Origin of the sequence: Vibrio sp. 1159, from assembly GCF_033340395.1 — a bacterium.
GTDB classification, from domain to species: Bacteria; Pseudomonadota; Gammaproteobacteria; order Enterobacterales; family Vibrionaceae; genus Vibrio; species Vibrio alginolyticus.
Map to the genome: position 1 here is coordinate 253,096 of NZ_JAWOWL010000001.1, position 26,094 is coordinate 279,189.

Below are 26,094 nucleotides of genomic sequence, written 5' to 3' on the forward strand. Positions count from 1 at the left end.
AAACAACATGATGCGATAGAAACGTGCTAGAAGAAGTAAGTTCTCATCAAGTTTGCGACGTTTCATTACCAAAACAAGCATCGGGATTGCGACTTGTCACACAAAGGTCCGAATTGTTTGGCAAAAGTTTTGAATGACCATTTATAGTAGTGCAGTTGCACTAGGTAAAAAGAAATATAAGGGTTAGGGAAAGAATGAGGTTAACAAAACAATTTGGACGTTCAGCCATAGTATTTACTCTGGTCAGCTTGTCGGGTTGTCAGCTGTTTCAATCGCAGACCTATGTGGAAGTGGCTTCCCCCGTTGTTATGAATGATCACTCACAGAGCGTCATGGTCATCAATGATCAAATGGATCGATTTTTGAGTTATGAAGGACGCGAATCGTTCTTGAATCAGATGCTTGTTGCCCTTGAGTCTGACAGCCGAAATAAGTTTAAAGGTAAAGATCCGGAAACGTATTCTTGGTGGAAGATCCGTGTTCAACCTAGTGAGAAACAGCAAGCGGAAGTTTTCCGACCAACCACTGAAGGTGTCGATACCTCAAACCCAGTAGAGTTTATGGATGTCTCTTACCGCTCTAAGACCACATTAAACCTACGCTCCAAACCGAGTCTTGAAGGGGAAAAGCTTGGCGTATTATCGAAAGGGGAAGTCTTTAATGTGCTAGCAAAAGTAGTTGATCAACCTTGGTTTCTCGTTGAACAGAAAGGAGTGATAAAAGGTTATGTCCATAAGGATTATGCGCGCAGCAATGTGATAAATCGTGACATTTTATCTACACAGCCTAACCCTTTACTAGAGCCTAACTCGAGTAAAACGGAGCAAACGAGTATAGAGCATGAACTGTCGGGAAACTATACTTGCCGCTCACTGAGCTATGAGCTTACAAAAGATGGCGACATGACGACGGGCTCTTTGCGCGCCTGCCGCAAGAAGAGAAAAGTCTGGTATATAGACACCCCTCAACCGCAACTATCAAACCCTTCTTAATGTTCTATTTTTATGGTTATGCCCAATAGATAAATTGTTGGGCGCACCTTAATTTGGCCTTTGTCATTAATTGTCCAAACTCCCGTCATGCTGTTGTCACCTAAACCTCCTACTTTTCACACAAAGGCGTTGTCAAAGTAAGGAAAGGTCACATGCGAACCATAGAGACAATTACACAGCCAATTGCAACCATTGCTAAGTTTGATTTAGCGCTCTCTAGTGTTTGTCTTAAGCACCGTTTTAATCAACAAGTCGCCAATATCAGCAAAGGAGTCTCCCACAGTGGTGACGGGCATCTTTACTTGGTGTTGGGGTTATTAGCTTGGTATTTAGATAAGGAGCAAGGAGTCTGGTTTTTACTGGCGGGTTTACTTGCTTTTGCTATCGAGCTACCAATTTATTGGACGCTGAAAAATAGTTTTAAGCGTCGTCGCCCTGAAGAGCTTAATGCACTCCTTCCTGCTTTTATTACCCCCTCTGATCGCTACAGTCTTCCTTCAGGACACACTGCCGCTGCGTTTGTCATGGCGACGCTGATTGACCATTTCTATCCGAGCCTAGGCGTTGCTGCATTCTTTTGGGCAAGTTTAATCGGAACCGCGCGAATCTTATTGGGTGTGCACTTTTTTACCGATGTCATCATTGGTGCACTGCTTGGCAGTCTTTGTGGTGGATTAGCGATTGCGATGTTGGGAGGCTAATTGATGAAAATCTTGTACGGTGTTCAAGGGACAGGAAACGGACATATTGCACGCGCAAGGGCGATGAGTCATGCGTTTAAAGAGCACGATGTTGAGGTCGACTTTTTGTTTTCTGGGCGAGCGCCGGAAAAATACTTTTCAATGGAAGCATTTGGCGATTACCAGACTCGTCGAGGCTTCACCTTTATTACCGAAAAAGGCTCTGTAAACTACGCGAAAACAGCATTGAATAACAATTTGGTGCAGTTTTTCAAAGAAGTTAAGCAACTCGATCTGTCGTCCTACGATCTTATCATTAATGATTTCGAACCTGTGACTGCGTGGGCAGCGAGACAACAAAATAAGCCTTCTATTGGTATCAGCCACCAAAATGCTTTCCGTTATCCAGTGCCACTAAAGGGAGCAAGTTGGTTAGATAAATCCGTCATTGAATACTTTGCGCCTTCTCGACATCACCTTGGTTTGCATTGGCATCATTTTGATCAACCTTTGTTACCACCGATAGTGCATACCGTCGATAGCCAAGCAGAAAACGACGACTTCGTGTTGGTGTATCTACCGTTCGAATCGATTGAAGATATCTCGGACTTATTGTTCCACTTTAATCAACAAGCGTTTATCTGTTATCACCCGGATGTGATCGAATGTGAGCAGGTAGAAAACATAGAACTGCGCCCTTTATGCCACAGCAACTTCCAACATCATTTGCATCGCTGTAGTGGTGTCATTGCTAATGGTGGGTTTGAGCTTCCTTCAGAAGCCTTGTCTTTGGGGAAAAAATTGTTACTAAAGCCACTCGCGGGTCAATTCGAGCAGCAGAGCAATGTTGCGACCTTAGAAGACTTAGGGCTTGCGATGTCGATGGAGAGCTTAGACATTTCCGCAGTACGCCAGTGGCTAAAGGAGCAACAAGCCGAAAGTGTGAAATACCCAGATGTTGCTCAGGCTATTGTTCATTGGGTACTGCAAGGTGCATGGGATTCAAAAGCAGAGTTATCCAGACAACTGTGGGAGCAGGTTGATTTTCCAAGTTACGTGTCGAACATTTAAGTACGTTGTTCAGTACATTGTTCCTTCCATTTTTGACACGATTTTGTTGCAGCCTTTCTGTTTGGAAGGCTGCATTTTTATTCTTCCTCTCTCATTTCTATTCAGTGTGTATTTGCTGATAATTTGACTGATAAGTGCAAAATTCAATCAGAGATATAGCTGTCATCTGTTGTTCTTATTTCAACTAATAACTGAGCTAAATGCATGCTTGTGTTGACCGCCTGTCCTATCAATTTGCTAAATACGTCCTCAAAGAATGCATTTTTACGTGTTTTATAGTTTTTTATGTTTTTATCAAGCCTTTGTTATTTAACAAATAAATACCTAATTGGCTAAAATTTACTGATTAAATATCAATCTGGTTGCGAAACCGCAATCGATTAGTTGATAGTACAGTTCGAGCCGGAAGTATCCGGACGATAAATATAATAAAAAGTTAGGTTATCTATTCGTAAAATGATTCGAATCCAGCCGCCGTCTTTTGTGCGAGATGGGATTCTATTCGTTATGAATTTAATGAACAAAGTTGACGATTACAAAAGAGGCGCACTCAATGTTAGAGAAGAAAGACGCGATGAGCGCAATTGCTAGCTACCGTATGGAAAGCACTTTGCGTGGTGTAGATTTAAACCTACTGACAGTATTTGATGCTGTAATGCAAGAGCAAAATATTACTCGTGCAGCACATAACCTAGGCATGTCTCAACCGGCGGTAAGTAACGCCGTGGCACGCTTAAAAGTGATGTTTAACGACGAGCTATTCATGCGCCAAGGCCGTGGTATTCAGCCTACGCAACGAGCACGTCAACTGTTTGGTCCTATTCGCCAAGCACTGCAGCTGATTCGCAATGAACTTCCTAGCTCCGTATTCCAGCCAGAATCTTCGACTCGCTTATTCAAGCTTGCGATTTGCAGCCCTTGTGACATGCGTTTTGCTCCGAAGATCATGGCAAAAGTGAATCAACAAGCACCAAACGTTCAGCTTCATCTAGATGCAGAATTTGACCGTTTGTTGTCTGAGCGTATGCGCTACCAAGAAATTGATTTCGTGATCGACTACGCTCGTTTTGATGAGCAAGGTTTCTCAAGTACTGAAATCTTCAAAGATGAATTAGTGGTTATCGCATCAAAAACCCACCCACGCATTCAAGGTGGTGTGACGGCTGAGCAACTGCTTAACGAAAAGCATGCGAAGTTATCGAAAGTGCATGGCCAACGTAGTTTCTCAGAGCAAGCGTACCGTGAACTGGATTGCCAAGCGGCGTATGAAGGTTCTAGTTTAAGCAACCTACTATACGTGGTGGGTCAATCTGAGCTTGTGACTATTGCACCACGTTGGATGGCGGAAAATGCGGTAAACAGCGATCAACTGCAAATTCTTGATTTCCCATTTGCGAACAAAGAAATCAGCGGATTCTTAAGCTGGCATGAATCAAGTGAAAAAGATAAAGGCCACATTTGGCTACGCGATCAACTGATGATCACTTGTGGTGAAGTCGTTGCCGCAAAATAAGATGACGTTTGGTCTTCTCGATTAGACCATATTGGTAATCATCAATTTTTACAATTCATTGGTCCCCGAGCGATTTTTGTCTCTCGGGGCTTTTTGTTTTCGTAATAAACAATCTAAACAGTAAGTTAAATAGAGTAATCATTCAGCAATTTTAGGTACGTTCGCGACGTATAAGTGATAGTTGTCTCTTATTAGTGATAAGTTTGATACTGGTCAGTTGCGTTTTAGCAAGCCGTGAGTACACTTGTTCGCTCAATTAGCTTACGCCTGTAAGCCAAAAGGTAAGTAAAAGAATGGCCAAGTTAGATTTTCATATCGTTAAACGTATTCGTGAACAAATTGCGAACGGTGGTACACGCGTTGCACTCAAGCATAAAGTGGGTGAGGAGTGGCAAGGTATTACGTGGACGCAATTTGGTCAGCAAGTTGATGCTTTATCACTTGCACTTTTGGCTCAGGGATTAGGAGTCCAAGATAAGATCGGCATTTTCTCGAACAACATGCCGCAATGGACGATCGCTGATATCGCAGCACTGCAATTACGCAGCGTGACAGTACCTATTTACCCAACCAATACTGCCGCTCAGTCGGCGTACATCATTAACAATGCAGACGTCAAAGTTCTGTTTGTTGGTGAACAGCCTCAATTTGATGCAGCCGTGAGCATTTTCGACCAGTGCGAACAGTTAGAGCTCATTGTTGCGATGTCTGATGATATAGAACTTGGCGATCATGATTTCGTTATCTCTTGGCAAGCATTTGTTGCCAAAGGCGACACTACATATCAAGTTGAATTGGATGCGCGTTTAGATCAGGCAAAAGAAGATGATCTACTCACGCTGATCTACACCTCGGGTACAACAGGGCAGCCAAAAGGCGTTATGTTGGACTACGCAAACATTGCGGCGCAATTGGAAGGGCACGATCAGCGCTTGAGCCTTTCTCAAAGTGACGTGTCATTATGTTTCCTTCCGTTGTCACACGTATTTGAGCGCGCTTGGACCTTTTATGTATTGTACAAAGGGGCGACCAACTGCTATTTGCAAGACACCATGCAAGTACGTGATGCACTGAGCCAGGTGCGACCTACCGTGATGTGTGCCGTACCGCGTTTCTATGAGAAGATCTTCTCTGCGATTCACGAGAAAGTGTCTCGCGCGCCGATTCACCGTAAGATCATGTTTACTTGGGCAGTCAACATGGGCGCAAAAATGGCCGCTTGTCATCAAGAAAAACGTCAGCCATCGCTCTTGCTGCGTAAGTCATACGCTTTGGCGGATAAGTTGGTTCTGAGCAAACTGCGTGCGCTACTTGGCGGGCAAATCAACTTTATGCCTTGTGGCGGTGCAAAGCTGGATGAAACCATCGGTCGATTCTTCCATGCGATTGGTATCAACGTTAAGTTGGGCTACGGCATGACTGAAACCACGGCGACAGTATCGTGTTGGGATGATAAATGTTTTAACCCCGACTCTATTGGTATGTCGATGCCTGGCGCACAGGTTAAGATCGGCGAAAACAACGAGATTCTGGTTCGTGGTCCAATGGTGATGCGTGGCTATTACAAAATGCCAGAAGAGACGGAAAAGACCTTTGATGAGCACGGTTTCCTAAAAACGGGCGACGCTGGTTACATTGATGAAAATGGCAACTTGTTCATCACCGACCGTATCAAAGAGTTGATGAAAACTTCAGGTGGTAAATACATCGCTCCACAAATGATTGAAGGTGCGATTGGTAAAGACCACTTTATCGAGCAAATCGCAGTCATTGCGGATACTCGTAAGTTTGTTTCTGCGCTTATCGTGCCTTGTTATGATTCGCTAGAAGAGTACGCGAAAGAGCTGAATATCAAATATCACGATCGCGTTGAGTTGATTAAGCACCACCAGGTGGTCGAAATGCTTGAGAAGCGTGTGAACGATCTTCAAAAAGAGTTGGCAAAGTTTGAACAAGTGAAGAAGTTTAAATTGTTACCAAGAGCTTTCTCTATGGATGATGGTGAGTTAACGCCAACTCAAAAACTTCGTCGTAAAGTCATCAATGACAAATACCAAGATGAAATTGAAGAAATGTATAAGGAAAAGTCGGATAAAAAGTAACTTAAGCTGACTTAGATTTTATATTGATGAAAAAATCCCCAGTGATGTGATCGCGCATTGCTGGGGATTTTTGTTTGTATTGATTTTTTCTGTTCTGCTCGTCAAATAACGCTATTTCGCACCCTGTAGCTAAAAGCTTATGAAATAATGTTCTTTTTTTAAGCGTTAATTTTTTAGGTTGTACTGTGAAATAGGAGATGTGTGGCTGCTATTCCTACTAACATTCTAATTACTAGTATCTTGTTTAAAAAGTAGACCAATCTCTCATTAGACCCTTTGATAATAAAACGTTACATTTGTTGGGTAACCTTGCGGGATGTTATGACGAACGCAAGACATAGCCGAAAACGTGGAAGTATTTCGATTAGGCTACGAATAAGACCTAGACTATGTAAAACCAGACCAATCCGTTGACCTTACGGTGAGGAAACTGGCTAAGGAGAGCAATTATGACAGCAATGTTGTCAGGCGCAGAGATGGTGGTTCAATCTCTGATAGAAGAGCACGTAGAGCAGATCTTTGGCTACCCAGGTGGCTCTGTTTTGGATATCTACGATGCACTGCATGCCAAAACCGATCAAATCAAACACGTACTTGTAAGGCATGAGCAAGCCGCCACTCATATGGCAGATGGTTACGCTCGAGCTACCGGTAAACCGGGTGTCGTACTTGTGTGCTCGGGGCCGGGCGCGACCAATACCATTACTGGTATTGCCACGGCTTATATGGACTCTATCCCAATGATCGTTATCTCGGGTAACGTACCGAATAGCCTAATTGGTAATGATGCTTTCCAAGAGTGTGACATCGTCGGTGTCTCCCGCCCAGTGGTCAAACACAGCTTTTTAGTAAAAAAAGCGGAAGATATTCCTGAAACAATCAAAAAAGCGTTTTATATCGCGACTACGGGTCGACCTGGTCCAGTTGTGATTGATTTGCCAAAAGATGTGATGAACCCGCAAATCAAACTGCCTTATCAATATCCAGAAACGCTTTCAATGCGTTCTTACAAGCCGACAACTTCGGGCCATAAAGGCCAGATTAAAAAAGCGCTTAAATCGCTATTAGAAGCGAAAAAACCAGTGCTTTATATCGGTGGTGGTGCGGTGATTTCTGGCGCTCATGAACATATTTTAGAGCTTTCCGACAAACTGAACCTACCCGTTGTGAGTACTTTGATGGGCTTGGGGGCATTCCCGGGTACACATAAAAACTCACTGGGCATGTTGGGTATGCACGGCACTTACGAAGCTAATATGGCAATGCATGAAGCGGATCTTATTTTTGGTATCGGTGTGCGTTTTGATGACCGTACAACCAACAACCTTGAAAAGTACTGCCCAAACGCAAAAGTGATGCATATTGATATCGATCCGTCATCGATCTCGAAAAACGTGAAAGTGGATTTGCCGATCGTAGGTTCTGCGGAAAAAGTGCTGACAACCATGCTCGGGCTGCTTGCAGAGCAAGGTAGTGGAAATGATCAAGATGCTATCACTGCATGGTGGGATGACATTCAAGTATGGCGTGACCGCAACTGCTTGTCTTATGAAACGTCTCCAGAACGAATCAAGCCACAGCAAGTAATTGAAACGCTGCACAAGCTAACTAATGGCGACGCATATGTGGCGTCTGATGTGGGCCAGCATCAGATGTTTGCGGCACTGTACTACCCATTCAATAAGCCGCGCCGTTGGATAAACTCTGGTGGTCTTGGCACCATGGGATTTGGTCTTCCGGCTGGCATGGGCGTGAAGTTTGCCATGCCACAAGAAGAGGTCGTGGTTGTGACTGGTGACGGCAGTATTCAGATGAATATTCAAGAATTGTCGACAGCCATGCAATACGACATTCCAGTGAAGATCATCAACCTGAACAACCGATTCTTAGGCATGGTAAAACAGTGGCAAGACATTATTTATCAAGGCCGTCACTCTAATTCTTACATGAGTTCTGTTCCTGACTTTGCAGCGATTGCAAAAGCTTATGGTCACGTCGGTATTCGTATCGAAACGCCTGATCAGCTCGAAGAAGGGCTACAAAAAGCGTTGGATATGAAAGATCGTCTGGTGTTTGTGGACATCAACGTAGACGAAACCGAACACGTATACCCGATGCAAATCAAAGGTGAGGGTATGGATAAAATGTGGCTAAGCAAAACGGAGAGAACTTAATATGAGACACATTATTTCATTGCTATTGGAAAACCAACCGGGTGCGTTGTCTCGTGTTGTTGGTTTGTTCTCTCAACGTGGTTACAACATTGAATCTTTGACGGTATCACCGACTGATGATGAAACCCTGTCGCGAATGAACATTACCACGACATCTGATGAGATGCAGTTGGAACAAATTCAGAAGCAGTTACACAAACTGATCGATGTGCTGAAAGTACAAGAAGTCACCGAGTATGAGCACATTGAGCGTGAACTGATGATGGTGAAAGTGAAAGCCAGTGGTTTTGCGCGAGCAGAAGTGAAGCGGACGGCAGACATCTTCCGTGGCCAGATCGTGGATGTCACGGCTTCCCAATACACCGTACAACTTGCGGGTACGAGTGAAAAGCTAGATGCCTTCATTCAAGCGATATCCGAAGTGACCGAAGTTGTCGAAGTTGCTCGTAGTGGTGTCGTTGGCATTGCGCGAGGAGAGCGAGCCCTCAAACCTTAACTCTCTGATTGCATATAGAAAAGCCACTTAATCTAAGTGGCTTTTTTGTTTAGAAAATAACAATTAATGATATAATTGTCGTTTTAGTAAGCATGATAGGCATTAGACGTGTGAAAGTACCTAAGCGAGTCGGCACCTTATTGGCGACAGCACTATTTTTTAGTGCACTCACTGCCGCTTACTACTATCAGAAATATCTGACGTTGTTAGAAAACAATGTTGAGAACACCGCTCAAGAAGCGTTACATCAATTGGCCTATACTGGCCGTGAATACAGCAATATTCAGGATCAAATCGAAACGATCAGTGACCTACTTGGTCACAGCCAAAGTCTGTATGAATATCTGCGCCAACCTAACCGGGTGAACCGTTCCATCTTAGAAGACATGTGGATCTCGGTCGCAATCAATCAAAAGTTGTATAAGCAAATTCGCTTTCTTGATGTTTCTGGTCGAGAAAAAGTGAGGATTAATTATGAGATTGAAACAGGCGCTGCGTTGCCCGCGATCAAATTGCAAAATAAGTCAGAGCGAGATTACTTTCAATTCGCTAAGAACTTAGACGATGGCGAAATCGCTTCGTGGGGGATAGGTTTAGAACGAGAGTATGGCGAGTTAGTCTATCCCTATAGCCCGTCACTGCGTATTTTGATGCCTATTTCGCTTAACGGAAAGCGCGAAGGGTATCTTGTGCTTAATGTTGATATTGACTATTTATCCTCTCGACTCAACTATTCGTCAGTGCTTGATTTCCATATTGAGCTGATTAAGAGTGACGGATTTTACATTGATAGCCCTAAATCAGCTCGTTTGTATGGCCATATAATTCCCGCTCGCTCTCAATTTAATTTTGGCCGGATGTACCCAAACATTTGGCGTAGTTTAAATTCAAAAGATTCGGGCTATGCTTACAATGGTTCGAATTTGGTCGCGTATCGCACCATCCAGTTTGTTTCTAGCGAACCTCTTCATCTGGTTATTGATCTTACCAATGAGCAGTTATTATCCCGAGCTCAGAGGGATATTGATGACTTAATCCAAGAAGCGTTTTTTGTTTTAAGTTTGGTGCTCGGCTTCACTTTGCCGACGGCAGCCCTTGCTCTGCATTATCGGCGTCATAGTATGGAATCGAAGTTGGCTCGAGCTGCTCTTGATGGTATGACTGCGGTGATGATCTCGGATGCTTCACATAGAATCATCATGGTTAATCAAGAGTTTGAAAACATGATGGGTTACTCAACCAAGCATGCCCAAGGTTGGAGTGCACATCATTTAATTCTCTTACCTGAAGATCTCGAAGCAAACCTGAGTATCTGGAAAACACTGAAGAGTGAACACGTATGGGAAGGGGAGATTCGTTGTCGAACTAAGTTTAATCAAGTCTTTACTGCAATAATGCGTATTCAGGCGAATTTAACCAAATCAGGTAAAGTGAGTTATTACATTACGTCGCTGGTGGATATCTCTGGGCAAAAAGAGTTAGAAGAAAAATTACGAAACCTAAGCGAAAAAGATGGCTTGACGGGGTTGTGGAACCGCCGAAAATTTGAAGAGCAATTGGCGCAATATGCGGGGATTATTGAACGCTATCCTGATAGCCCTCCTGCTTGTTTGGCGTTGTTTGATATTGACCACTTTAAACGTATTAATGACGAGCTTGGCCACGACGAAGGAGACAAGGTGATTTGTAGTGTCGCAGAAACCCTCCTAGAAGAAGTCCGCAGCACAGACTTTGTATCTCGTGTCGGTGGTGAGGAATTTGCAGTGATTATGCCGCATACAACACTAGAAGAGGCTGAAATTGTATTGAACAGGCTACGTGTCGCGGTTCAAATGCGTAGTGATAGAGGCATTACTGTCAGTGCTGGGTATAGTGATTTAACCTCTGATCGTACAAGAACGTATAAATGTGCTGATATTGCTTTGTATGAGTCAAAAAGTGCAGGGCGTAACTGCGTATCGCTATGTCATAGTTATGATGATATTGCTTAGTGCTTTTACAAAAACGAAAAAACGGGGATAGACCCCCGCTTTTTAGTCTCAGCGTTATTCGCTAGCCAGTATGCGACATTGGTTGTCGATGGCGGCTTCGATACACTGTATTGACTGTCTCAAATAACGCTCTAGATAACCTAAAGCATCCTGACTCTTTTTGTCTAGCGATGCCTTCATCAGTATTTCTTGCTCATCGAGATTACAGTGCCCAGGGTTCCCTGTGCCTAAAATCTGCATCGCGAAGTATTGGTAGCGTTTAATTTGCGTGAGTAGATCGCAGAAAAACCCAAACATATTGACAGAGCCAGCACCTTCAAACAGCGCAGTAAGAAACTGATTTTGGCGCTCTTCCCATTCCCTCCAACAAAAGCTTTCGCCAGGTTTTACTCGGGATAACTTGTGATAAGCAGTTAGTACATCCAGTTCCCATTTTTCATCGCCAATCATAATTGCCTTACTGAGTAAGCATGCGGAGACCATTTGCAGGCTTTCGTACAAGTCATGTAACTCATCTTTACATACAGGTGCAACCCAGCAGCCTTTTTGCGGCTCGAGTTTGACGTACTTGCTCCAAGATAATTGCACCAATGCTTCTCGAATGGGTGACGCTCCTACGTTGTACTTCTCTTTGAGTTCGGCAACCACGAGTTTTTGACCTGGTTTAAGCTCGCCATCGAGAATATCCTGACGGATCATTCTTAATACTTTGTCGGTAAGAGTGGGACTAGACACATACACCTCATAGAAACTTTAATCGTGACGATAAAATTAAACAGTACGAAATTCTGATAGAGGTAAATAATACAATTAGCCTATTATGAGAGCAAGAAAGCCATATAAAAAAGGAGGGCATAAGCCCTCCTTCTCAAGAAACTGAAGTGTTAAAAGTTCAGTCTTATAGCACGTGTACAGAAGCTGTGTTCGTAGTACCTGAAGCAACTAGAGCGCCAGAAACCATAACAACGATATCGCCTTTGTTACCTAGACCTGATTCTAGAGCAAGTTCTTTACCCGCTACGTAGAATGCGTCAGTGCTTTCGATTGAATCAACAACTACAGGAGTAACACCTTTAGTTAGAACTAGCTGTGCAGCAGTTTTCTTGTTAGTTGTTAGCGCTAGAATGTTTGCAGTTGGGAAGTACTTACGTACTGAACGTGCAGACTTACCGCCTTCAGTTGCAACAACGATAAGTGGAGCAGCTAGTTTCTCAGCTGTGTCTACTGCACCTTTACATACTGCTTCAGTGATGCGTAGGCGTGGGCTGTCTAGACGAGAACCTAGTTCAGCTTTTAGCGCTGAGTCAGTACGGTTCGCGATTTGAGCCATGATAGTTACCGCTTCAACAGGGTATTTACCTTTCGCCGTTTCACCAGAAAGCATTACTGCGTCAGTACCGTCCATTACCGCGTTAGCAACGTCGCCTGCTTCCGCACGAGTAGGACGTGGGTTGTTGATCATAGAATCAAGCATTTGAGTTGCTGTGATAACCATCTTACGTGCACGGTTACACTTCTCGATCATCATTTTCTGAGCGAAGATTACTTCTTCAGCTGGGATTTCAACACCTAGGTCACCACGTGCAACCATGATGCCGTCAGAAAGATCTAGGATCTCGTCGAAGTTATCAACACCTTCTTGGTTTTCGATCTTAGAGATGATGTGGATGTTCTCGCCGCCGTTTGCAGCAAGTACTTCACGGATTTCTTGAACGTCAGACGCTTTACGGATGAAAGAAGCTGCTACGAAGTCAACGCCTTGCTCACAACCAAACTTAAGGTCGTTCTTATCTTTTTCAGATAGTGCAGGTAGGTTTACAGAAACGCCAGGAAGGTTAACACCTTTGTTTTCGCCTAGTGCACCGTTGTTAAGAACTTTACATTTAACTTCAGTTTCAGTCTTAGAGATAACTTCCATCTCGATTAGACCGTCGTCTACTAGGATAGTGTTACCTACGTTTAGGTCGGCTGCGAAACCAGCGTAAGTTACTGCAACTTTATCTTTGTTACCTACAACTGAAGTGTCAGTTGTGAAAGTGAATTCTTGACCTGCTACTAGATCAACATCGTTACCGCCTTCTAGCTTGATAGTGCGGATTTCTGGACCTTTAGTATCTAGAAGAATTGCTAGTGGTTTGCCAGTAGCTTCCATTACTTTACGGAAGTTCGCGATACGAGTGCCGTGTTCTTCGTAGTCACCGTGAGAGAAGTTAAGGCGCATTACGTTCATGCCTGCGTTAACTAGTTCAGTTAGCTTCTCTACAGATTCTGTTTTAGGGCCAATCGTACATACGATTTTGGTCTTTTTCATGGAAGATACTCTCCGGTAAGTATAGTTACAATTTGAAAGTCGGTTATTTACTCTGAAGTCAGGACGTTTTTGATGACATTTAGTACCTGTCATCCACCGATTTTTCGTCTCATTATTAGAACTTCAGATTCTGAAAGTCTTTCACCAAGTTTAGTCATTTTATGACTAAAAGATCGGCGATTTTGGTTACCTTTTTGTGACTAATCCCACTTTATATGCAGAAAGTTGCAAAAAAATAGCCTTCAATTCTGTAATTTTTTTTCTTTTCGGTGGCGAATTCTACCACTGAATGAATCCAATATCACTGTTTAAGAATTGTCTTAGGACAAGGTTTTATCGAGAAATATTAATTTTTTGGATCGAAATAAATGGACTTGAAAGTTTCGGTTTGACTATAATAAGTTTCACATCGAAACTTAAAGTCAAAACTTAAATGTCGAAACGAAATACTCAATTAAGAAGACACGCCATTTCTAACTTGGTTTCTGAACTAGGAGAAGTCAGCGTTGATGAACTTGCTCAGAAATTCGAAACCTCAGAGGTCACGATTAGAAAGGATTTAGCTTCTTTAGAGAAAAACGGCCAACTTCTACGCCGCTATGGCGGTGCGATTGCTATCCCAAAGGAAGTCATTCACGAAGAATTGGGCGCTAATGTTTCGACTCGAAAGTTAAGCTTGGCAAAAGCAGCAGCATCATTGATTCGCGATCATAATCGCATCGTGATCGACAGTGGCAGCACGACTGCCGCGCTGATTCAACAGTTGAATGACAAACGTGGCTTAGTGGTCATGACCAACTCGTTGCATGTTGCTAACGCCCTAAATGAATTAGAGAGCGAACCGACACTGCTGATGACTGGCGGTACTTGGGATACGCACTCAGAGTCCTTTCAAGGCAAAGTAGCCGAATCTGTATTACGAGCTTACGACTTTGACCAACTATTCATCGGTGCGGATGGCATCGATCTCGAGCGTGGAACCACGACATTTAATGAGTTGGTTGGCTTAAGTAAGGTAATGGCAGAAGCGTCACGTGAAGTGATCGTAATGATAGAGTCCGAAAAAATCGGCCGTAAGATCCCAAACTTAGAGCTCGCTTGGCATCAAGTTGATGTGTTGGTGACCGATGCAGATATCCAAGCAGAGCATAAAGTACAGATTGAACAACATGGCGTGAAAGTCATTTGCGCCTAATGATGTAATCAGTTTCATATTTCACTTCCCTCTGGATAAAGGCCTTTGCTTGCTGCCTCTATTTGAAATCATGGCTAGGGAAGAACAAAACTACAAACGGAGATAAACACATGTGTGGAATCGTAGGTGCAGTAGCACAACGAGATGTTGCAGAAATTTTGGTTGAAGGTCTACGCCGCTTAGAGTACCGCGGTTACGACTCTGCTGGCGTTGCGGTTGTTGATGGCGAATCAAACCTAACGCGCGTTCGTCGCTTGGGTAAAGTACAAGAATTGGCTGATGCAGTAGAAGAAGCAAAAGTGATCGGCGGAACTGGCATTGCGCACACTCGTTGGGCGACGCACGGTGAACCTTCTGAAATCAATGCTCACCCACACATGTCTGGTGATATCGCAGTTGTCCATAACGGCATCATCGAAAACCATGAAGAGCTGCGTGAGCTGCTTCAATCTCGTGGCTACGTGTTTGAATCGCAAACGGATACAGAAGTTATCGCACACATGGTTGAGTGGGAACTTCGTACTTCAGAAACGCTATTAGAAGCGGTACAAAAAACAGCAAAACAACTTGAAGGCGCATACGGCACGGTAGCGTTGGATCGCAAAGATCCTTCACGCATCGTAGTAGCGCGTTCAGGCAGCCCGATCGTGATCGGTTTTGGTGTAGGTGAAAACTTCCTAGCGTCTGACCAACTTGCATTACTTAACGTTACGCGCCGTTTCATGTACCTAGAAGAAGGGGACGTAGCAGAAATTACTCGCCGTGAAGTCACTGTGTTTGATGCAACGGGTGAGCCAGTTGAGCGTGAAATTGTTGAATCTAACGCAGAGCATGATGCAGGTGATAAAGGCCAATACCGTCACTTCATGCAAAAAGAAATCTATGAGCAACCTAAAGCGTTGATCAACACAATGGAAGGTCGTATCACGGCAGACTCTGTTGTGACAGACGCGATCGGTGTGCACGCGGCAGACATTCTAAGCAAAGTAGAACACGTACAAATCGTCGCGTGTGGTACGTCTTACAACGCAGGTATGACAGCGCGTTACTGGTTTGAAGACATTGCTGGCGTTAGCTGTGATGTAGAAATCGCGTCTGAGTTCCGTTACCGCAAGTTTGTGACTCGTCCAAACAGCCTTCTTATTACGTTGTCTCAGTCTGGTGAAACTGCAGATACGTTAGCAGCACTTCGTCTTGCGAAAGAGAAAGGTTATATGGCGGCGATGACCATTTGTAACGTAGCAGGCTCTTCTCTGGTTCGTGAATCAGATTTTGCATTCATGACTCGCGCTGGCGTCGAAATCGGCGTGGCTTCAACCAAAGCGTTCACGACTCAGCTTTCTGCACTACTTATGCTGGTAACAGCACTAGGTAAAGAGCAAGGCCGCATCAGCAAAGAGAAAGAAAAAGAGATTGTTGAAGCGCTGCATGCACTTCCTAAGCAAATCAACGCGGCACTTTCTTTCGAGAAAGAAATTGAAGCACTAGCAACGGATTTTGCAGACAAGCACCACACATTGTTCCTAGGCCGTGGCGAGTTCTACCCAATCGCGATGGAAGCGTCTCTAAAACTGAAAGAGATCTCTTACATCCACGCAGAAGCGTACGCGGCGGGTGAACTAAAACACGGTCCTCTTGCGCTGATTGATGCTGACATGCCTGTTGTTGTGGTTGCACCAAGCAACGACCTACTTGAAAAGCTAAAATCAAACGTTGAGGAAGTACGTGCGCGTGGCGGTCTTCTGTATGTATTCGCAGATGCAGACGCAGGCTTCGAAGGCGATGAAACAATGAAGATCATCACGATGCCTCACGTTAGTGAAATCACGGCGGCGATCTACTACACCATCCCAATGCAATTGCTGTCTTACTACGTAGCACTGATCAAAGGTACGGACGTAGACCAACCACGTAACCTGGCGAAAGCGGTAACGGTTGAGTAATTACGCTTAACAGCAAAAATCCAAGCGGCACATGCGAGAGTATGTGCCGCTTTTTTATTTAAGCCCACTTTAAGGGGGTGAGTTATTGACCCAACTGGTGAGCGGTTAGAATTGCAGAGTAGACATTTTCTGCCGTCACTGGGAATGGCATATTGTGGATGGTTTCTCCCTCGGCCGTTGAGGCTTCGGCGACCTCGCGCAACTTAGCGTGGTTAAGCTCTTTAACGCCCATATCAAATAAGTTGGTTGGTAGACCTACAGAGCGGCAGAATGCAAGAACCGTATTAATCTCTTCCATCGCTGCGTTTTCTAGTACCAGCTGAACTAGTGTGCCGAACGCGACTTTCTCACCATGATAGAGATGATGACACTCTTCAAGCTTAGTTAGGCCGTTATGAATAGCGTGAGCACCCGCTAGACCACTGCTTTCAAAACCGATACCGCTTAGGTATGTATTGGCTTCAATAATGTTTTCTACCGCTTTGGTGCTCACACCATTTTCTACCGCAGCTTTTGCTTTTACACCATCTTCAAGCAAGGTTTCATAGCAAAGTTTCGCAAGCGCTTGTGCTGAACGCGTCGCTAACCCACCAGCCATTGTTGCCTTACCAGAAGTCATGTTGGCACGAGCTTCAAAGTAGGTGGAAAGCGCGTCGCCCATCCCCGATACAAGTAAGCGAACAGGGGCTTTGGCGATGACTGACGTATCCATGATGACCATGTCTGGGTTTTTAGGGATCATCAAATATTCTGCAAATTCACCTTCAGGTGTGTATATCACCGCAAGCGCTGAGGTTGGTGCATCTGTCGAGGCAATCGTAGGAACCACCACGACAGGAATTTTTGTGTAAAACGCAACAGCCTTTGCTGTATCTAACGTTTTACCACCACCAATACCGACAATGACATCGTGTTTCTGAGTGGCACAAATGTCCGTGATGCGTTCAATCTCAACGCGCGAACATTCGCCACCAAAAATGTTCATAGTGAGTGGAAGCTTTTCGTCAGCAAAGCTTTGTTTGACGTCATCACCAACCAGGTTAGTCACGAACTCATCGGCAATTACTAACGGACGTTCACCTAATGTTTTCACATAGTGAGCGATAGATGTAAGTACTTGTTCACCTTGGACGTATTTGCTTGGGCTGATAATAATTTTGTCCATAATTCAAACCTTTAACCTTTTTTATGTGTGTTTTGGACTGCAATGAATATCCATTTTAGGGATAAGGTTTATATTAGGTTTGGTGTGGTAGGTGGTGAAGGATATCTCTGGTTTTGTTCCATGCTTTTATGACCTCTGTGTCAAACCGACTGTCAGAAGTAATAAGCATCAGCATGCTTTATGGCGCCGATCACTATTCAAGCGAATCTGTCGTTTTTCGTTTCATATTGAAACGAAAATACCGAAGTCGTTGTTTCAATATGAAACAGATTGATTTTTGTTGAGCACGTTTTTTCTCTGTTTAAGATGAATTCATACCCTACATAAAAATATAAATGGAATGAGATAGAACGATGAAAAAGTTAATTAACCAAGTCGATGATGTTGTATTGCAGCAAATGGAAGGCCTAGCATTGTCCCGCCCTGAGCTAAAAGCGAACTACGAACCTCGTTACATGTGGCATGAGGAAACGCCGGGGCAAGTGGCACTGGTTTCTGGTGGTGGCTGTGGTCATGAACCTTTGCACGCAGGTTTTATTGGTAAAGGCATGCTGACAGGCGCCTGCCCAGGAGAGGTATTTACTTCACCTACGCCTGATCAAATGTACGAATGTGGCAACCAAGTGAATACCGGTGAGGGCGTGCTGTTTATCATTAAAAACTACACCGGTGATGTGTTGAACTTTGAAACGGCTGTGGAGCTGCTTCATACCGATGGTATCAAAGTTGGGTCGGTGTTGGTGGATGACGATGTTGCAGTCAAAGACAGCCTATACACCGCTGGTCGCCGTGGCGTTGCTGGAACGGTATTGGTTGAAAAGTTAGTTGGGGCTGCCGCGAGCAAAGGTTATTCGTTGGAGCAATGTGAAGCGCTGGCTCGTCGCGTGAATAATCACTGTCGTTCATTTGGCGTGGCGCTTAATGCTTGTGTTGTACCCGCAGCAGGTAAACCATCTTTTGTTCTGGAAGATGATGAAGTGGAGTTTGGTGTTGGTATCCATGGTGAACCAGGTATCAAGCGAGTGAAATACACCGACGCCGATACGTTAGTGGATGAGATGTTTGCTGAAGTTGCTGAAAACACGCCTTATCAGCGCACATTGCGTATTTGGAATCGTGACGAAGGTGAATGGGATGAAGTGGAATCCAGCATTGAGCCTTTCGCCGCTGAGCACGACTACATCGTGATGGTGAATGGTATGGGTGGTACGCCAACTTCAGAGCTTTACGGAGTGTACCGCCGTCTTGCTCATAACTGCGAGCAAGCGGGGTTCCGTATCGTGCGGAATATGGTCGGTAACTTCTGTACGTCACTCGATATGGAAGGCGTTTCGATTACGTTTCTGAAGGCAGACAAAGAGATGTTGGAGCTGTTTGATGCTCCTGTCGATACGGCCGCGATCAAGTGGTAAGAGGGGGGAGCAAACATGCAAATTGAAAAACAACATATCGTTCACTGGCTAGAGTTATGTGCAAAAACGTATCAAGAGAATCAAGATTTTCTGACCGACCTTGATCGTGATATTGGTGACGCAGACCATGGTCTCAATATGAACCGAGGCTTTAAAAAAGTTGCTGAAAAACTGCCGCAATTTGCGGACCAAAATATCGGCAGCATTCTCAAGAATACGGGCATGACCTTGCTTTCTAGTGTCGGTGGGGCAAGTGGCCCGCTGTATGGCACGCTGTTTATTCGCACGGCTGCCGCTGTCGGAACTCGAGAGCAATTAACGTTTGAAGAGTTAGTGGATGCACTAAAAAGCGGTGTGGATGGCGTGGTGTCTCGTGGTAAAGCAGAACTGGGTGATAAAACCATGTGTGATGTTTGGTTACCCGTTTTAGTTAGCGTGAAGGCGTCGTTAGAAAATGGCATGAACGCCGATCACTTACTGAATGAAATGGTTGAGCTAGCAGAAACGAACGCGGTTGCCACGATTGAAATGTTGGCGAAAAAAGGGCGAGCAAGCTATTTAGGTGAACGTAGTATTGGCCACCAAGACCCCGGTGCAACCTCTTCTTTGTTAATGATTAAAGCACTACAGCAGGCAATAGCAGGTAATTAAGATGGTGGGAATTGTAGTTGTATCTCATAGTCGTCGACTTGCAGAAGGGGTGGCAGAACTTGCCACCCAAATGACGCAAGGCAAAGCCAAGCTTGCGATTGCTGCTGGGATTGATGATCCAGAGAACCCGATCGGAACCGATGCCATTGCAGTGATGGAAGCGATTGAGCAGGTACAAGATCAACAAGGGGTTGTTGTGTTGATGGATCTTGGCAGCGCGTTGCTTAGCACGGAAATGGCTCTGGATCTGATTGATGATCATGTGAGGGAAAATGTCACCCTTATCTCGGCACCTATTGTTGAAGGAACCATGGCGGCGTCGGTGGCTGCCGCCGCCGGACTACCTTTATCGACGGTAGTCGAAGAGGCACAGAATGCGTTAAGCGTAAAACAAGAGCACCTTGGTGATCAGCCACTAACGTCCGCTGAGATAGCGCCAGTATCAGAGAACTTTGAGCAAGAACGGACATTTGATTGGGTAGTGCAAAATCCGCATGGATTACATGCTCGTCCCGCTGCGGCCATTGTTGGTGCACTCGCGCCTTTTGACTGCCAATTATGGTTGAAAAAAGGCGAGCGCCGTGTGAACGCGAAAAGCTTAAACAGCATTGCGAAACTTGGCGTTCGTAGCCAAGAGACGATCACGCTGTGCACACTCGGCTCTCAATCCAGTGAAGCAATCAAGGCATTTGAAGCCTTAGCTAGTGAGCACTTCGGAGAAAAAGAGGCGGTTGAGCAAGGCATTGTCGAACCTGAAGAAAGCTCGGATACTCTGCTCGATGGCATGGCCTCAAGTCAGATTGAAGGTGCTGTTGTTGGTATTCGAGTTAATGACGGTATCGCTACTGCTCCTGCTGTCCTTTTTACTCATGAAATGCCAGCTGTGCCTGAACGTGATTTCCAAAGTGAACAAGATGAAATTGAACGGGTTAAGCGTGCGATAGGCGTGGTTGTTCAACATTTGCAGGAGCAAGCGAAGCAGCCGAAAGGGGAAATATTTGCTGCTCATAGCATGATGCTCAGTGACCCAGAATTATGGGCATCGGTCGAGTCGCGAATTCAAACGGGCATGATAGCCGAGCAAGCTTGGGTAGAATCACTGCAAAGGTTGGCCGAAGAGTTTCGCCAGGCAGAAAGTCAGTACATGCGGGAACGCGAAGCTGATGTGCATGATATCGCACGCCAAGTTATGGTTGAAATGACAGGCGTAACGCCTAATGCCATCGACATTCAGGAACCGAGTATTTTGTTGGCCCGCGACCTGATGCCTTCTGATGTGGCCGGGCTTGATAAATCGAAAGTGCTTGGTATCTGTTTGAGTGAAGGAGGAAAAACCTCTCACAGTGCGATTCTTGCCCGTGCGATGGGTATTCCTGCCATCGTTAAAGCTCAGGGCTGCCTTGATGCTGTGCGTGCTGGTCAAGTGGTGACTATTGATGGCTTCCGAGGGCATTTATGGTTCTCTCCTTCAGATGCCGTACAGCAGGAATTAGAAGCGCAACAAATTGAGTGGCAAAGCACCCGACAAAGTGCACTAGCGAGTGCTCAGCAAGCCGCAGTCACCTGTGATGGTGTCCATATTCCAGTATTCGCCAATATTGGTGGACCGAAAGATATTGATGATGCACTAACATCAGGAGCTGAGGGCGTTGGTCTATTTCGGACTGAGTTTCTATTTCAAAACAGTGATGAGTTGCCAACTGAGGAAGCGCAATACCAAGTGTATCGTGATATTGCCGCCGCACTTGGTGATAAGCCACTTACGATTCGTAGTCTAGATGTTGGCGGTGATAAGCCTTTAGCCGCTTATCCTATGCCAGCGGAAGATAATCCATTTTTAGGTTTGAGAGGGGTGCGGTTGTGCCTTCAACATGAGTCATTGTTTACCGCTCAACTTCGAGCCATTCTGAGAGCCTTTCACGAGCAACCGAATATTCAATTGATGATACCGATGGTGGCTCAGGTTGAAGAAGTGAGAAAAGTAAAAGTGCTGTTGGCGCATCAAGCAAACCAACTCGGCTTGGATGCGACTCATTTGCCCGTTGGTATTATGATTGAGGTGCCAGCCGCGGTATTAAATGCTGATGCGTTAGCCCAAGAAGTCGACTTTTTCTCTATCGGCACCAATGATTTGACTCAATATGTTATGGCCGCCGATCGAGGTAACGCCGCTGTTGCTGAATTGGTGAACTACTTTGAACCATCGGTACTAAAAGCCATTGAGCTCACGTGTGCAGCAGGCGATCGCGCGGGCATACCGGTTAGTATGTGTGGTGAGATGGCTGGCGATCCAAATGCCACAGAGACATTGCTCCGCGTGGGGTTGCGAAAATTCAGCGCCAGTTCGAGCATGCTACCGGGACTAAAAGCGCAGATTCGTCAGTTGTCTGTCGATGTTTAATCGATACCTTATCGTTAGTACACCTGTACCGGCGTGCTTACGCCGGTTTTACTTTTGTTATAGGAACGCCAATTCACGACTTAATACAGCTTCATTTGCTCCTGCAGCCCAAACTTATTAATTTTTCTCCATAAGGTCGTGCGGCCAATTTGCAATGCTTTCGCCATATCATGCATTTTGCCATCACACTGATTCCAAGCCTGAACAATCGCTCTTCTCTCGGCTTCTTCTAACGTGATTACTGGCGTATTTTCTGCGGTATGGCGAGAATTCAGTTTAATGTCTTCAGGAATATCGTTCAGCTTGATTAAGTTGGAACTGCGGTTAAGCAAAATTCGCTCAGTTCGATTTCTTAATTCAGAGTTGTTGCCTGACCAACGAAAATTCATCAACGCTTCCAGTGCGACTGGCTCTATCGAGATAGTCACATTGTGGCGGCGTTCGTAATGGCTGATAAGCTGCTGGACGAGAAATTCAATGTCTTCTTTACGCTTTCGTAGTGGTGGAATATGCAGCTCGTTCGAGGAGATTTCATAATAAAGTTGCCGACCAAATGAGCGCTGAGTGACATACTCGCTGATCTCTGAAGAGGTGCTGGTGATAAGTTGAAAGTCTACGGGGATCAATCGCAAACTGTCGCTGCGGCTGACGAGCCCAGTTTTTAACAACTTAAGTAGCACGGCTTGTAAATCGGGCGACAGATATTCCACCTTTTCTAAAAAGAGCGTACCGCCATGGGCGAGCTCAAACTTTGAAGGCATGCCTTGCCCCTCGTCGTATCCCAGGGTTTCTTTGACCAGTTGCTCTGTATTGATGGAGCGACAGTTGAGCGTAATGAATGGCCCTTCTTTGTAGGTGCTTTCGTTATGAATCGCCATGGCGAGAGTGGCTTTTCCTACGCCTTCTTCACCTGTAATTAGAATTGGTGATTTGGACTTTATGGCCCGTTTTGCCACGGTAATGACATGCTTCATTTTTCGTGAAATGACAGGCAAAGTGCTGAACGTATAGCGCGCACTGCCACCTATTTGTTGTTGAGCAAGTTCGCGAATTTTATCGATAGGGTGCAAGAACAATAAGTGTGTGCCGTCGTTGAGTGGACGCAAGGTGATGATCGCTTCAACAAACTCGCCACGAACCTCTACCGTTGTGAGTTTACGGTTTATGCTCGCACCTGACTCAATACTAGTAAGGACATTCGGTGGGAAGCGCAAAACAGAAAAGACTTCTTTATCCAAGACCTGACTGGCTTCAATGTTTAACAAACGCTCGGACTGGTGATTTACCATGGTTATACGGCTTTCTTCATCCCAGGCCAGAAGGCCGTCATCCATGCACTCTAACGTTGCGTTATGCGCACAAGTGAGGCGGTTCATGTTTTCTTGTTCCGACTGAATGTGGATTTGCAAGCTGACTTCTTTCGCGCTCGACGCGATGATGACTAAGTCTTCTTTCTTATAGCTCTCTGCTTTTTTGAGAAGGCATGTTGTGCCGCGTAACTTGCCAAACTGGTCGAAAACAGGCGCCGCTACAGAGGCATAAGGATGTAAGTGGCGATTGAAATGTTCTGCTGCGAAAACTTCACACGGGATATGAGTACTAATACAGAGATTGACTGCATTTGTGCCTATCTTTCCTTCGGAGAGAAAACAGCCTTGTTTTATGCCGAGCGCTTGCATCTCTTGTCGCATTGAGTCATGTCCCACAACAGATAGAATGCAGCCGTTGCCATCGGTTACCATCAATACCAGGTCTTCGTCACCAAGCATATCGTACGTATCTTCAAGTACGGTCGTGGCGCATTCGATGAGATGTTCGTTGCGCTTCATTAGAGATGAGAAGGTAAATCCAGAGGCAATATGTGGTTTTGACCAGGTGTAAGGGCTGCATTGCTTTATGCAACGCTCCCACGACTCGAGGACGGGAGTGCGGGAAAATTCTGGAGATACCCAGTGGTGTTTCTGGAAAAACTCCCACTTAGTTTTAGTGTCTTCGATTGAAAGCATGCGATACCGTTTCAATACTAGCGATAGATTGGTCTGATGTTACAGAGACATCGGAATATGGACTGTGATGGCTTTCACGCACGTTGTATAGAAGAATGTGCAAAAAGAGGGGCGAGTTGAGGAGGCTTCCGTGCCAGTTTTTCGATTAAAAAGGGCTGTCTTTGCCGAGCTCATTGCAAATCTCGACAATGGCAAGTGAGAGCCCTGACTTAATGATTTGTTGTTGACGTTGCAGTTGTAGCTGATAAAACTCAAGGTCGATGTCGTCATCTGGTTCGCTGACTTCCAGTTGCACCATGCCCATTTTCTTCACCAAGTGCAGTTTCTTAATTGGTTCTAGAATATTCGGGTCAGTGAATTCGTAATCTGAAGCGTCACTATTGAGTTGGTTTTTGAGTTTGATGATGTCTTCGATGTCGTGGTAAATGTCATCGGGGAGCACTCCCAAGCCAAACAATAACTTCAAACGAACAGACAGATCGCCCAGCGGTCCAGAGTCTTGTAGCAGCGGACCGACAACCGATTGAACAGCGAAGTTATCTTTACGAAAGATTCTTTGCACTAACCCGTCGATCGAATCGTTAAAAACGTCGACTGCTGCAATGAAAAAGCCTCGTACCGATGGGGCGCTGTTTAATCGCTCAATGATCTCGGTTTCGTTGATGTTATCTGCCATATACTGAATACATTTCTAATTATTAGCTATCCCAACTCTTCAAGCAGAGAAGGACATAGAAGGGGAGCCAAGCTCCCCTAGGTAAATCAAAGTTGGTTGTAAAGTGTCTCGATTTGAGCCACTTCATCACTGTCTTCTGCAAGACCTGTGTATGTCGCTAGCGTCTTCTTCACACCCACTTCTTTTAATGAGTTTTGTAGCTCTACGGCTTGTGGGTCAGTGTCGTTAGTGTACTTCAACGCAGCGGCAATGCCTTTCAAAAGTGTTTGATTTTCAGTGCCATACTCAATTGTACCGAGTAAAGGCTTCACTAATCTATCGTTTGCACCCAATTTTCTAATTGGTTGACGACCTACGCGATCCACCTCATCCACTAAGTATGGGTTGGCAAAGCGTCCTAAAATCTTCTCGATGTAGGCGTTGTGCATGTCACGGTCGAAGCCGTAACGTTTGATCAGCACTTCACCACTCTCTTGCATCGCCTGTTTTACTTCAGCGTGAATGCTTGGGTCTTCAATTGCTTCACGAATGGTGCGATGGCCTTTCAAGCAACCTAGGTAAGCGGTAATGCAGTGACCAGTATTGAGAGTGAACAGCTTGCGTTCTACGAATGCCATTAGGTTGTTGGTTCTTTCCATGCCAGCTATGTCAGGGATTTCGCCCTTGAATTGCTGCTCATCCACAATCCATTCGCTAAAACTCTCTACAGTGACTTCTAGTGGGTCATCGTTCGCCGCTTCTGCTGGTGGTACGATACGGTCTACCGCTGAATCGACAAAGCCAACCAACTCGTCTGCTTTCGCGTGCAATGATTCATCCAAGTGTTTGTACACTTCACCTTTTAGGTGTGTGGTGCCACGAACCATGTTTTCACACGCTATGATGTTCAATGGTTTATCGTTACCTGCTGCAAGGCGTTTAGCAATGCCGGTAGCGATGGTTTTTGCAATGATGTCCAGTACGTTAGGGCCAACCGCTGTTGTTACCAAGTCGGTTTTTACAATGCGGTCAATGACATCTTCACTGGCTGAGTTTACTGCGGTGACGTGAGTTACTGTGTCGATTTGGCACTCAGTACCGACCACTTTTACTTTGTATTCTTGCTTGTGACTCAGTTGGTCGACGAGTGGAGCGTCAACGTCTGCGAATGTCACCTCGACTTCTGCGTCTGCTAATAGTTTACCGATGAAGCCACGACCAATGTTACCTGCGCCAAAATGAACTGCGTTTTTCATAATTCTTACCTACCAATGTCTAAAATGTTGACTTACGAAACTAGGGGGAGGCCAACCGCATAGGGGGTGACAGCTGACCT

The 26,094-nt window shown here is 45.1% G+C and carries 19 protein-coding genes; 13 read left to right on the forward strand and 6 right to left on the reverse strand.

Annotation, left to right across the window (positions count from 1 at the left end; translation table 11 throughout):
- Positions 1 to 194: 194 nt before the first annotated feature.
- The 8 genes from R7127_RS01250 to R7127_RS01285 all read left to right on the forward strand — a co-directional run bounded on the left by R7127_RS01250 (position 195) and on the right by R7127_RS01285 (position 11,019).
- On the forward strand, positions 195 to 992 hold the full coding sequence (locus R7127_RS01250; protein ID WP_025998525.1) for an SH3 domain-containing protein: 798 nt from the start codon (positions 195 to 197) through the stop codon (positions 990 to 992).
- A gap of 152 nt (positions 993 to 1,144) precedes the next feature.
- A complete protein-coding gene (locus R7127_RS01255; RefSeq protein WP_033906038.1) occupies positions 1,145 to 1,693 on the forward strand; it encodes a phosphatase PAP2 family protein in 549 nt (182 codons plus the stop codon).
- A 3-nt stretch (positions 1,694 to 1,696) separates the two neighbouring features.
- The gene (locus tag R7127_RS01260; RefSeq protein ID WP_213869517.1) at positions 1,697 to 2,743 is read left to right on the forward strand and encodes an MJ1255/VC2487 family glycosyltransferase; all 1,047 of its coding nucleotides are present in this window, start codon (positions 1,697 to 1,699) and stop codon (positions 2,741 to 2,743) included.
- A gap of 553 nt (positions 2,744 to 3,296) precedes the next feature.
- Entirely contained in the window at positions 3,297 to 4,256 is a 960-nt protein-coding gene (gene calR / locus R7127_RS01265) for a LysR family transcriptional regulator CalR (RefSeq protein ID WP_005379693.1), read from the forward strand.
- 293 nt (positions 4,257 to 4,549) lie between these two features.
- A complete protein-coding gene (locus R7127_RS01270; RefSeq protein ID WP_033906039.1) occupies positions 4,550 to 6,358 on the forward strand; it encodes an AMP-dependent synthetase/ligase in 1,809 nt (602 codons plus the stop codon).
- A gap of 449 nt (positions 6,359 to 6,807) precedes the next feature.
- On the forward strand, positions 6,808 to 8,532 hold the full coding sequence (locus R7127_RS01275; RefSeq protein ID WP_033906043.1) for an acetolactate synthase 3 large subunit: 1,725 nt from the start codon (positions 6,808 to 6,810) through the stop codon (positions 8,530 to 8,532).
- A 1-nt stretch (position 8,533) separates the two neighbouring features.
- Positions 8,534 to 9,028, forward strand: a complete 495-nt coding sequence (ilvN, locus tag R7127_RS01280; protein WP_005379697.1) for an acetolactate synthase small subunit — start codon at positions 8,534 to 8,536, stop codon at positions 9,026 to 9,028.
- 110 nt (positions 9,029 to 9,138) lie between these two features.
- On the forward strand, positions 9,139 to 11,019 hold the full coding sequence (locus R7127_RS01285; protein ID WP_005379698.1) for a GGDEF domain-containing protein: 1,881 nt from the start codon (positions 9,139 to 9,141) through the stop codon (positions 11,017 to 11,019).
- A gap of 54 nt (positions 11,020 to 11,073) precedes the next feature.
- Here the strand turns inward: R7127_RS01285 and R7127_RS01290 are convergent, their stop codons facing one another.
- Both R7127_RS01290 and pykF read right to left on the reverse strand, forming a co-directional pair.
- Positions 11,074 to 11,760, reverse strand: coding sequence for a GntR family transcriptional regulator (locus R7127_RS01290; RefSeq protein ID WP_258483281.1), 687 nt, complete (start codon positions 11,758 to 11,760; stop codon positions 11,074 to 11,076).
- Between the two features lie 157 nt (positions 11,761 to 11,917).
- Complete coding sequence (pykF, locus tag R7127_RS01295; RefSeq protein WP_005379700.1) at positions 11,918 to 13,330, reverse strand: pyruvate kinase PykF; 1,413 nt, start codon at positions 13,328 to 13,330, stop codon at positions 11,918 to 11,920.
- A 433-nt stretch (positions 13,331 to 13,763) separates the two neighbouring features.
- On the opposite strand from pykF, the gene R7127_RS01300 reads away from it, so the two are divergent.
- Together R7127_RS01300 and glmS are read left to right on the forward strand one after the other, a co-directional pair.
- Complete coding sequence (locus tag R7127_RS01300) at positions 13,764 to 14,525, forward strand: DeoR/GlpR family DNA-binding transcription regulator (RefSeq protein ID WP_005379701.1); 762 nt, start codon at positions 13,764 to 13,766, stop codon at positions 14,523 to 14,525.
- A 110-nt stretch (positions 14,526 to 14,635) separates the two neighbouring features.
- On the forward strand, positions 14,636 to 16,468 hold the full coding sequence (glmS, locus tag R7127_RS01305; RefSeq protein WP_033906046.1) for a glutamine--fructose-6-phosphate transaminase (isomerizing): 1,833 nt from the start codon (positions 14,636 to 14,638) through the stop codon (positions 16,466 to 16,468).
- Positions 16,469 to 16,550: 82 nt separating this feature from the next.
- On the opposite strand, the gene R7127_RS01310 is transcribed toward glmS, so the two are convergent.
- Positions 16,551 to 17,633 carry a glycerol dehydrogenase gene (locus R7127_RS01310; protein ID WP_005379703.1) on the reverse strand — a complete coding sequence of 361 codons (1,083 nt, stop codon included), beginning with the start codon at positions 17,631 to 17,633 and terminating at the stop codon, positions 16,551 to 16,553.
- Between the two features lie 353 nt (positions 17,634 to 17,986).
- On the opposite strand from R7127_RS01310, the gene dhaK reads away from it, so the two are divergent.
- Genes dhaK through ptsP form a run of 3 tightly spaced genes read left to right on the forward strand, consistent with a single transcriptional unit; the run spans position 17,987 to position 22,097 of the window.
- Positions 17,987 to 19,045: a dihydroxyacetone kinase subunit DhaK gene (gene dhaK / locus R7127_RS01315; RefSeq protein ID WP_047101950.1), complete on the forward strand. Its 1,059-nt coding sequence runs from the start codon at positions 17,987 to 17,989 to the stop codon at positions 19,043 to 19,045.
- 15 nt (positions 19,046 to 19,060) lie between these two features.
- A complete protein-coding gene (dhaL, locus tag R7127_RS01320; RefSeq protein WP_170890667.1) occupies positions 19,061 to 19,696 on the forward strand; it encodes a dihydroxyacetone kinase subunit DhaL in 636 nt (211 codons plus the stop codon).
- Between the two features lies 1 nt (position 19,697).
- Positions 19,698 to 22,097, forward strand: coding sequence for a phosphoenolpyruvate--protein phosphotransferase (gene ptsP / locus R7127_RS01325; protein WP_258483279.1), 2,400 nt, complete (start codon positions 19,698 to 19,700; stop codon positions 22,095 to 22,097).
- Between the two features lie 80 nt (positions 22,098 to 22,177).
- Here ptsP and dhaR read toward each other — a convergent pair whose 3' ends face one another.
- From dhaR to R7127_RS01340, 3 genes are all read right to left on the reverse strand, one after another.
- Positions 22,178 to 24,103 (reverse strand): dihydroxyacetone kinase operon transcriptional regulator DhaR, encoded by a 1,926-nt coding sequence (dhaR, locus tag R7127_RS01330; RefSeq protein WP_318141809.1) that lies wholly within the window; start codon positions 24,101 to 24,103, stop codon positions 22,178 to 22,180.
- A 145-nt stretch (positions 24,104 to 24,248) separates the two neighbouring features.
- Complete coding sequence (locus R7127_RS01335; protein ID WP_005379708.1) at positions 24,249 to 24,779, reverse strand: MltR family transcriptional regulator; 531 nt, start codon at positions 24,777 to 24,779, stop codon at positions 24,249 to 24,251.
- An 86-nt stretch (positions 24,780 to 24,865) separates the two neighbouring features.
- Positions 24,866 to 26,014, reverse strand: a complete 1,149-nt coding sequence (locus R7127_RS01340; RefSeq protein ID WP_238966710.1) for a mannitol-1-phosphate 5-dehydrogenase — start codon at positions 26,012 to 26,014, stop codon at positions 24,866 to 24,868.
- Positions 26,015 to 26,094 lie beyond the last annotated feature (80 nt).

What these genes read in the sequence shown, in the direction of transcription:
- R7127_RS01250 (WP_025998525.1), top strand. Translation starts at nt 195, where the DNA reads ATGAGGTTAACAAAACAATTTGGACGTTCAGCCATAGTATTTACTCTG.
- R7127_RS01255 (WP_033906038.1), top strand. Translation starts at nt 1,145, where the DNA reads ATGCGAACCATAGAGACAATTACACAGCCAATTGCAACCATTGCTAAG.
- R7127_RS01260 (WP_213869517.1), top strand. Translation starts at nt 1,697, where the DNA reads ATGAAAATCTTGTACGGTGTTCAAGGGACAGGAAACGGACATATTGCA.
- calR (WP_005379693.1), top strand. Translation starts at nt 3,297, where the DNA reads ATGTTAGAGAAGAAAGACGCGATGAGCGCAATTGCTAGCTACCGTATG.
- R7127_RS01270 (WP_033906039.1), top strand. Translation starts at nt 4,550, where the DNA reads ATGGCCAAGTTAGATTTTCATATCGTTAAACGTATTCGTGAACAAATT.
- R7127_RS01275 (WP_033906043.1), top strand. Translation starts at nt 6,808, where the DNA reads ATGACAGCAATGTTGTCAGGCGCAGAGATGGTGGTTCAATCTCTGATA.
- ilvN (WP_005379697.1), top strand. Translation starts at nt 8,534, where the DNA reads ATGAGACACATTATTTCATTGCTATTGGAAAACCAACCGGGTGCGTTG.
- pykF (WP_005379700.1), bottom strand. Translation starts at nt 13,330, where the DNA reads ATGAAAAAGACCAAAATCGTATGTACGATTGGCCCTAAAACAGAATCT.
- R7127_RS01300 (WP_005379701.1), top strand. Translation starts at nt 13,764, where the DNA reads ATGTCGAAACGAAATACTCAATTAAGAAGACACGCCATTTCTAACTTG.
- glmS (WP_033906046.1), top strand. Translation starts at nt 14,636, where the DNA reads ATGTGTGGAATCGTAGGTGCAGTAGCACAACGAGATGTTGCAGAAATT.
- R7127_RS01310 (WP_005379703.1), bottom strand. Translation starts at nt 17,633, where the DNA reads ATGGACAAAATTATTATCAGCCCAAGCAAATACGTCCAAGGTGAACAA.
- dhaK (WP_047101950.1), top strand. Translation starts at nt 17,987, where the DNA reads ATGAAAAAGTTAATTAACCAAGTCGATGATGTTGTATTGCAGCAAATG.
- dhaL (WP_170890667.1), top strand. Translation starts at nt 19,061, where the DNA reads ATGCAAATTGAAAAACAACATATCGTTCACTGGCTAGAGTTATGTGCA.
- ptsP (WP_258483279.1), top strand. Translation starts at nt 19,698, where the DNA reads ATGGTGGGAATTGTAGTTGTATCTCATAGTCGTCGACTTGCAGAAGGG.
- dhaR (WP_318141809.1), bottom strand. Translation starts at nt 24,103, where the DNA reads ATGCTTTCAATCGAAGACACTAAAACTAAGTGGGAGTTTTTCCAGAAA.
- R7127_RS01335 (WP_005379708.1), bottom strand. Translation starts at nt 24,779, where the DNA reads ATGGCAGATAACATCAACGAAACCGAGATCATTGAGCGATTAAACAGC.
- R7127_RS01340 (WP_238966710.1), bottom strand. Translation starts at nt 26,014, where the DNA reads ATGAAAAACGCAGTTCATTTTGGCGCAGGTAACATTGGTCGTGGCTTC.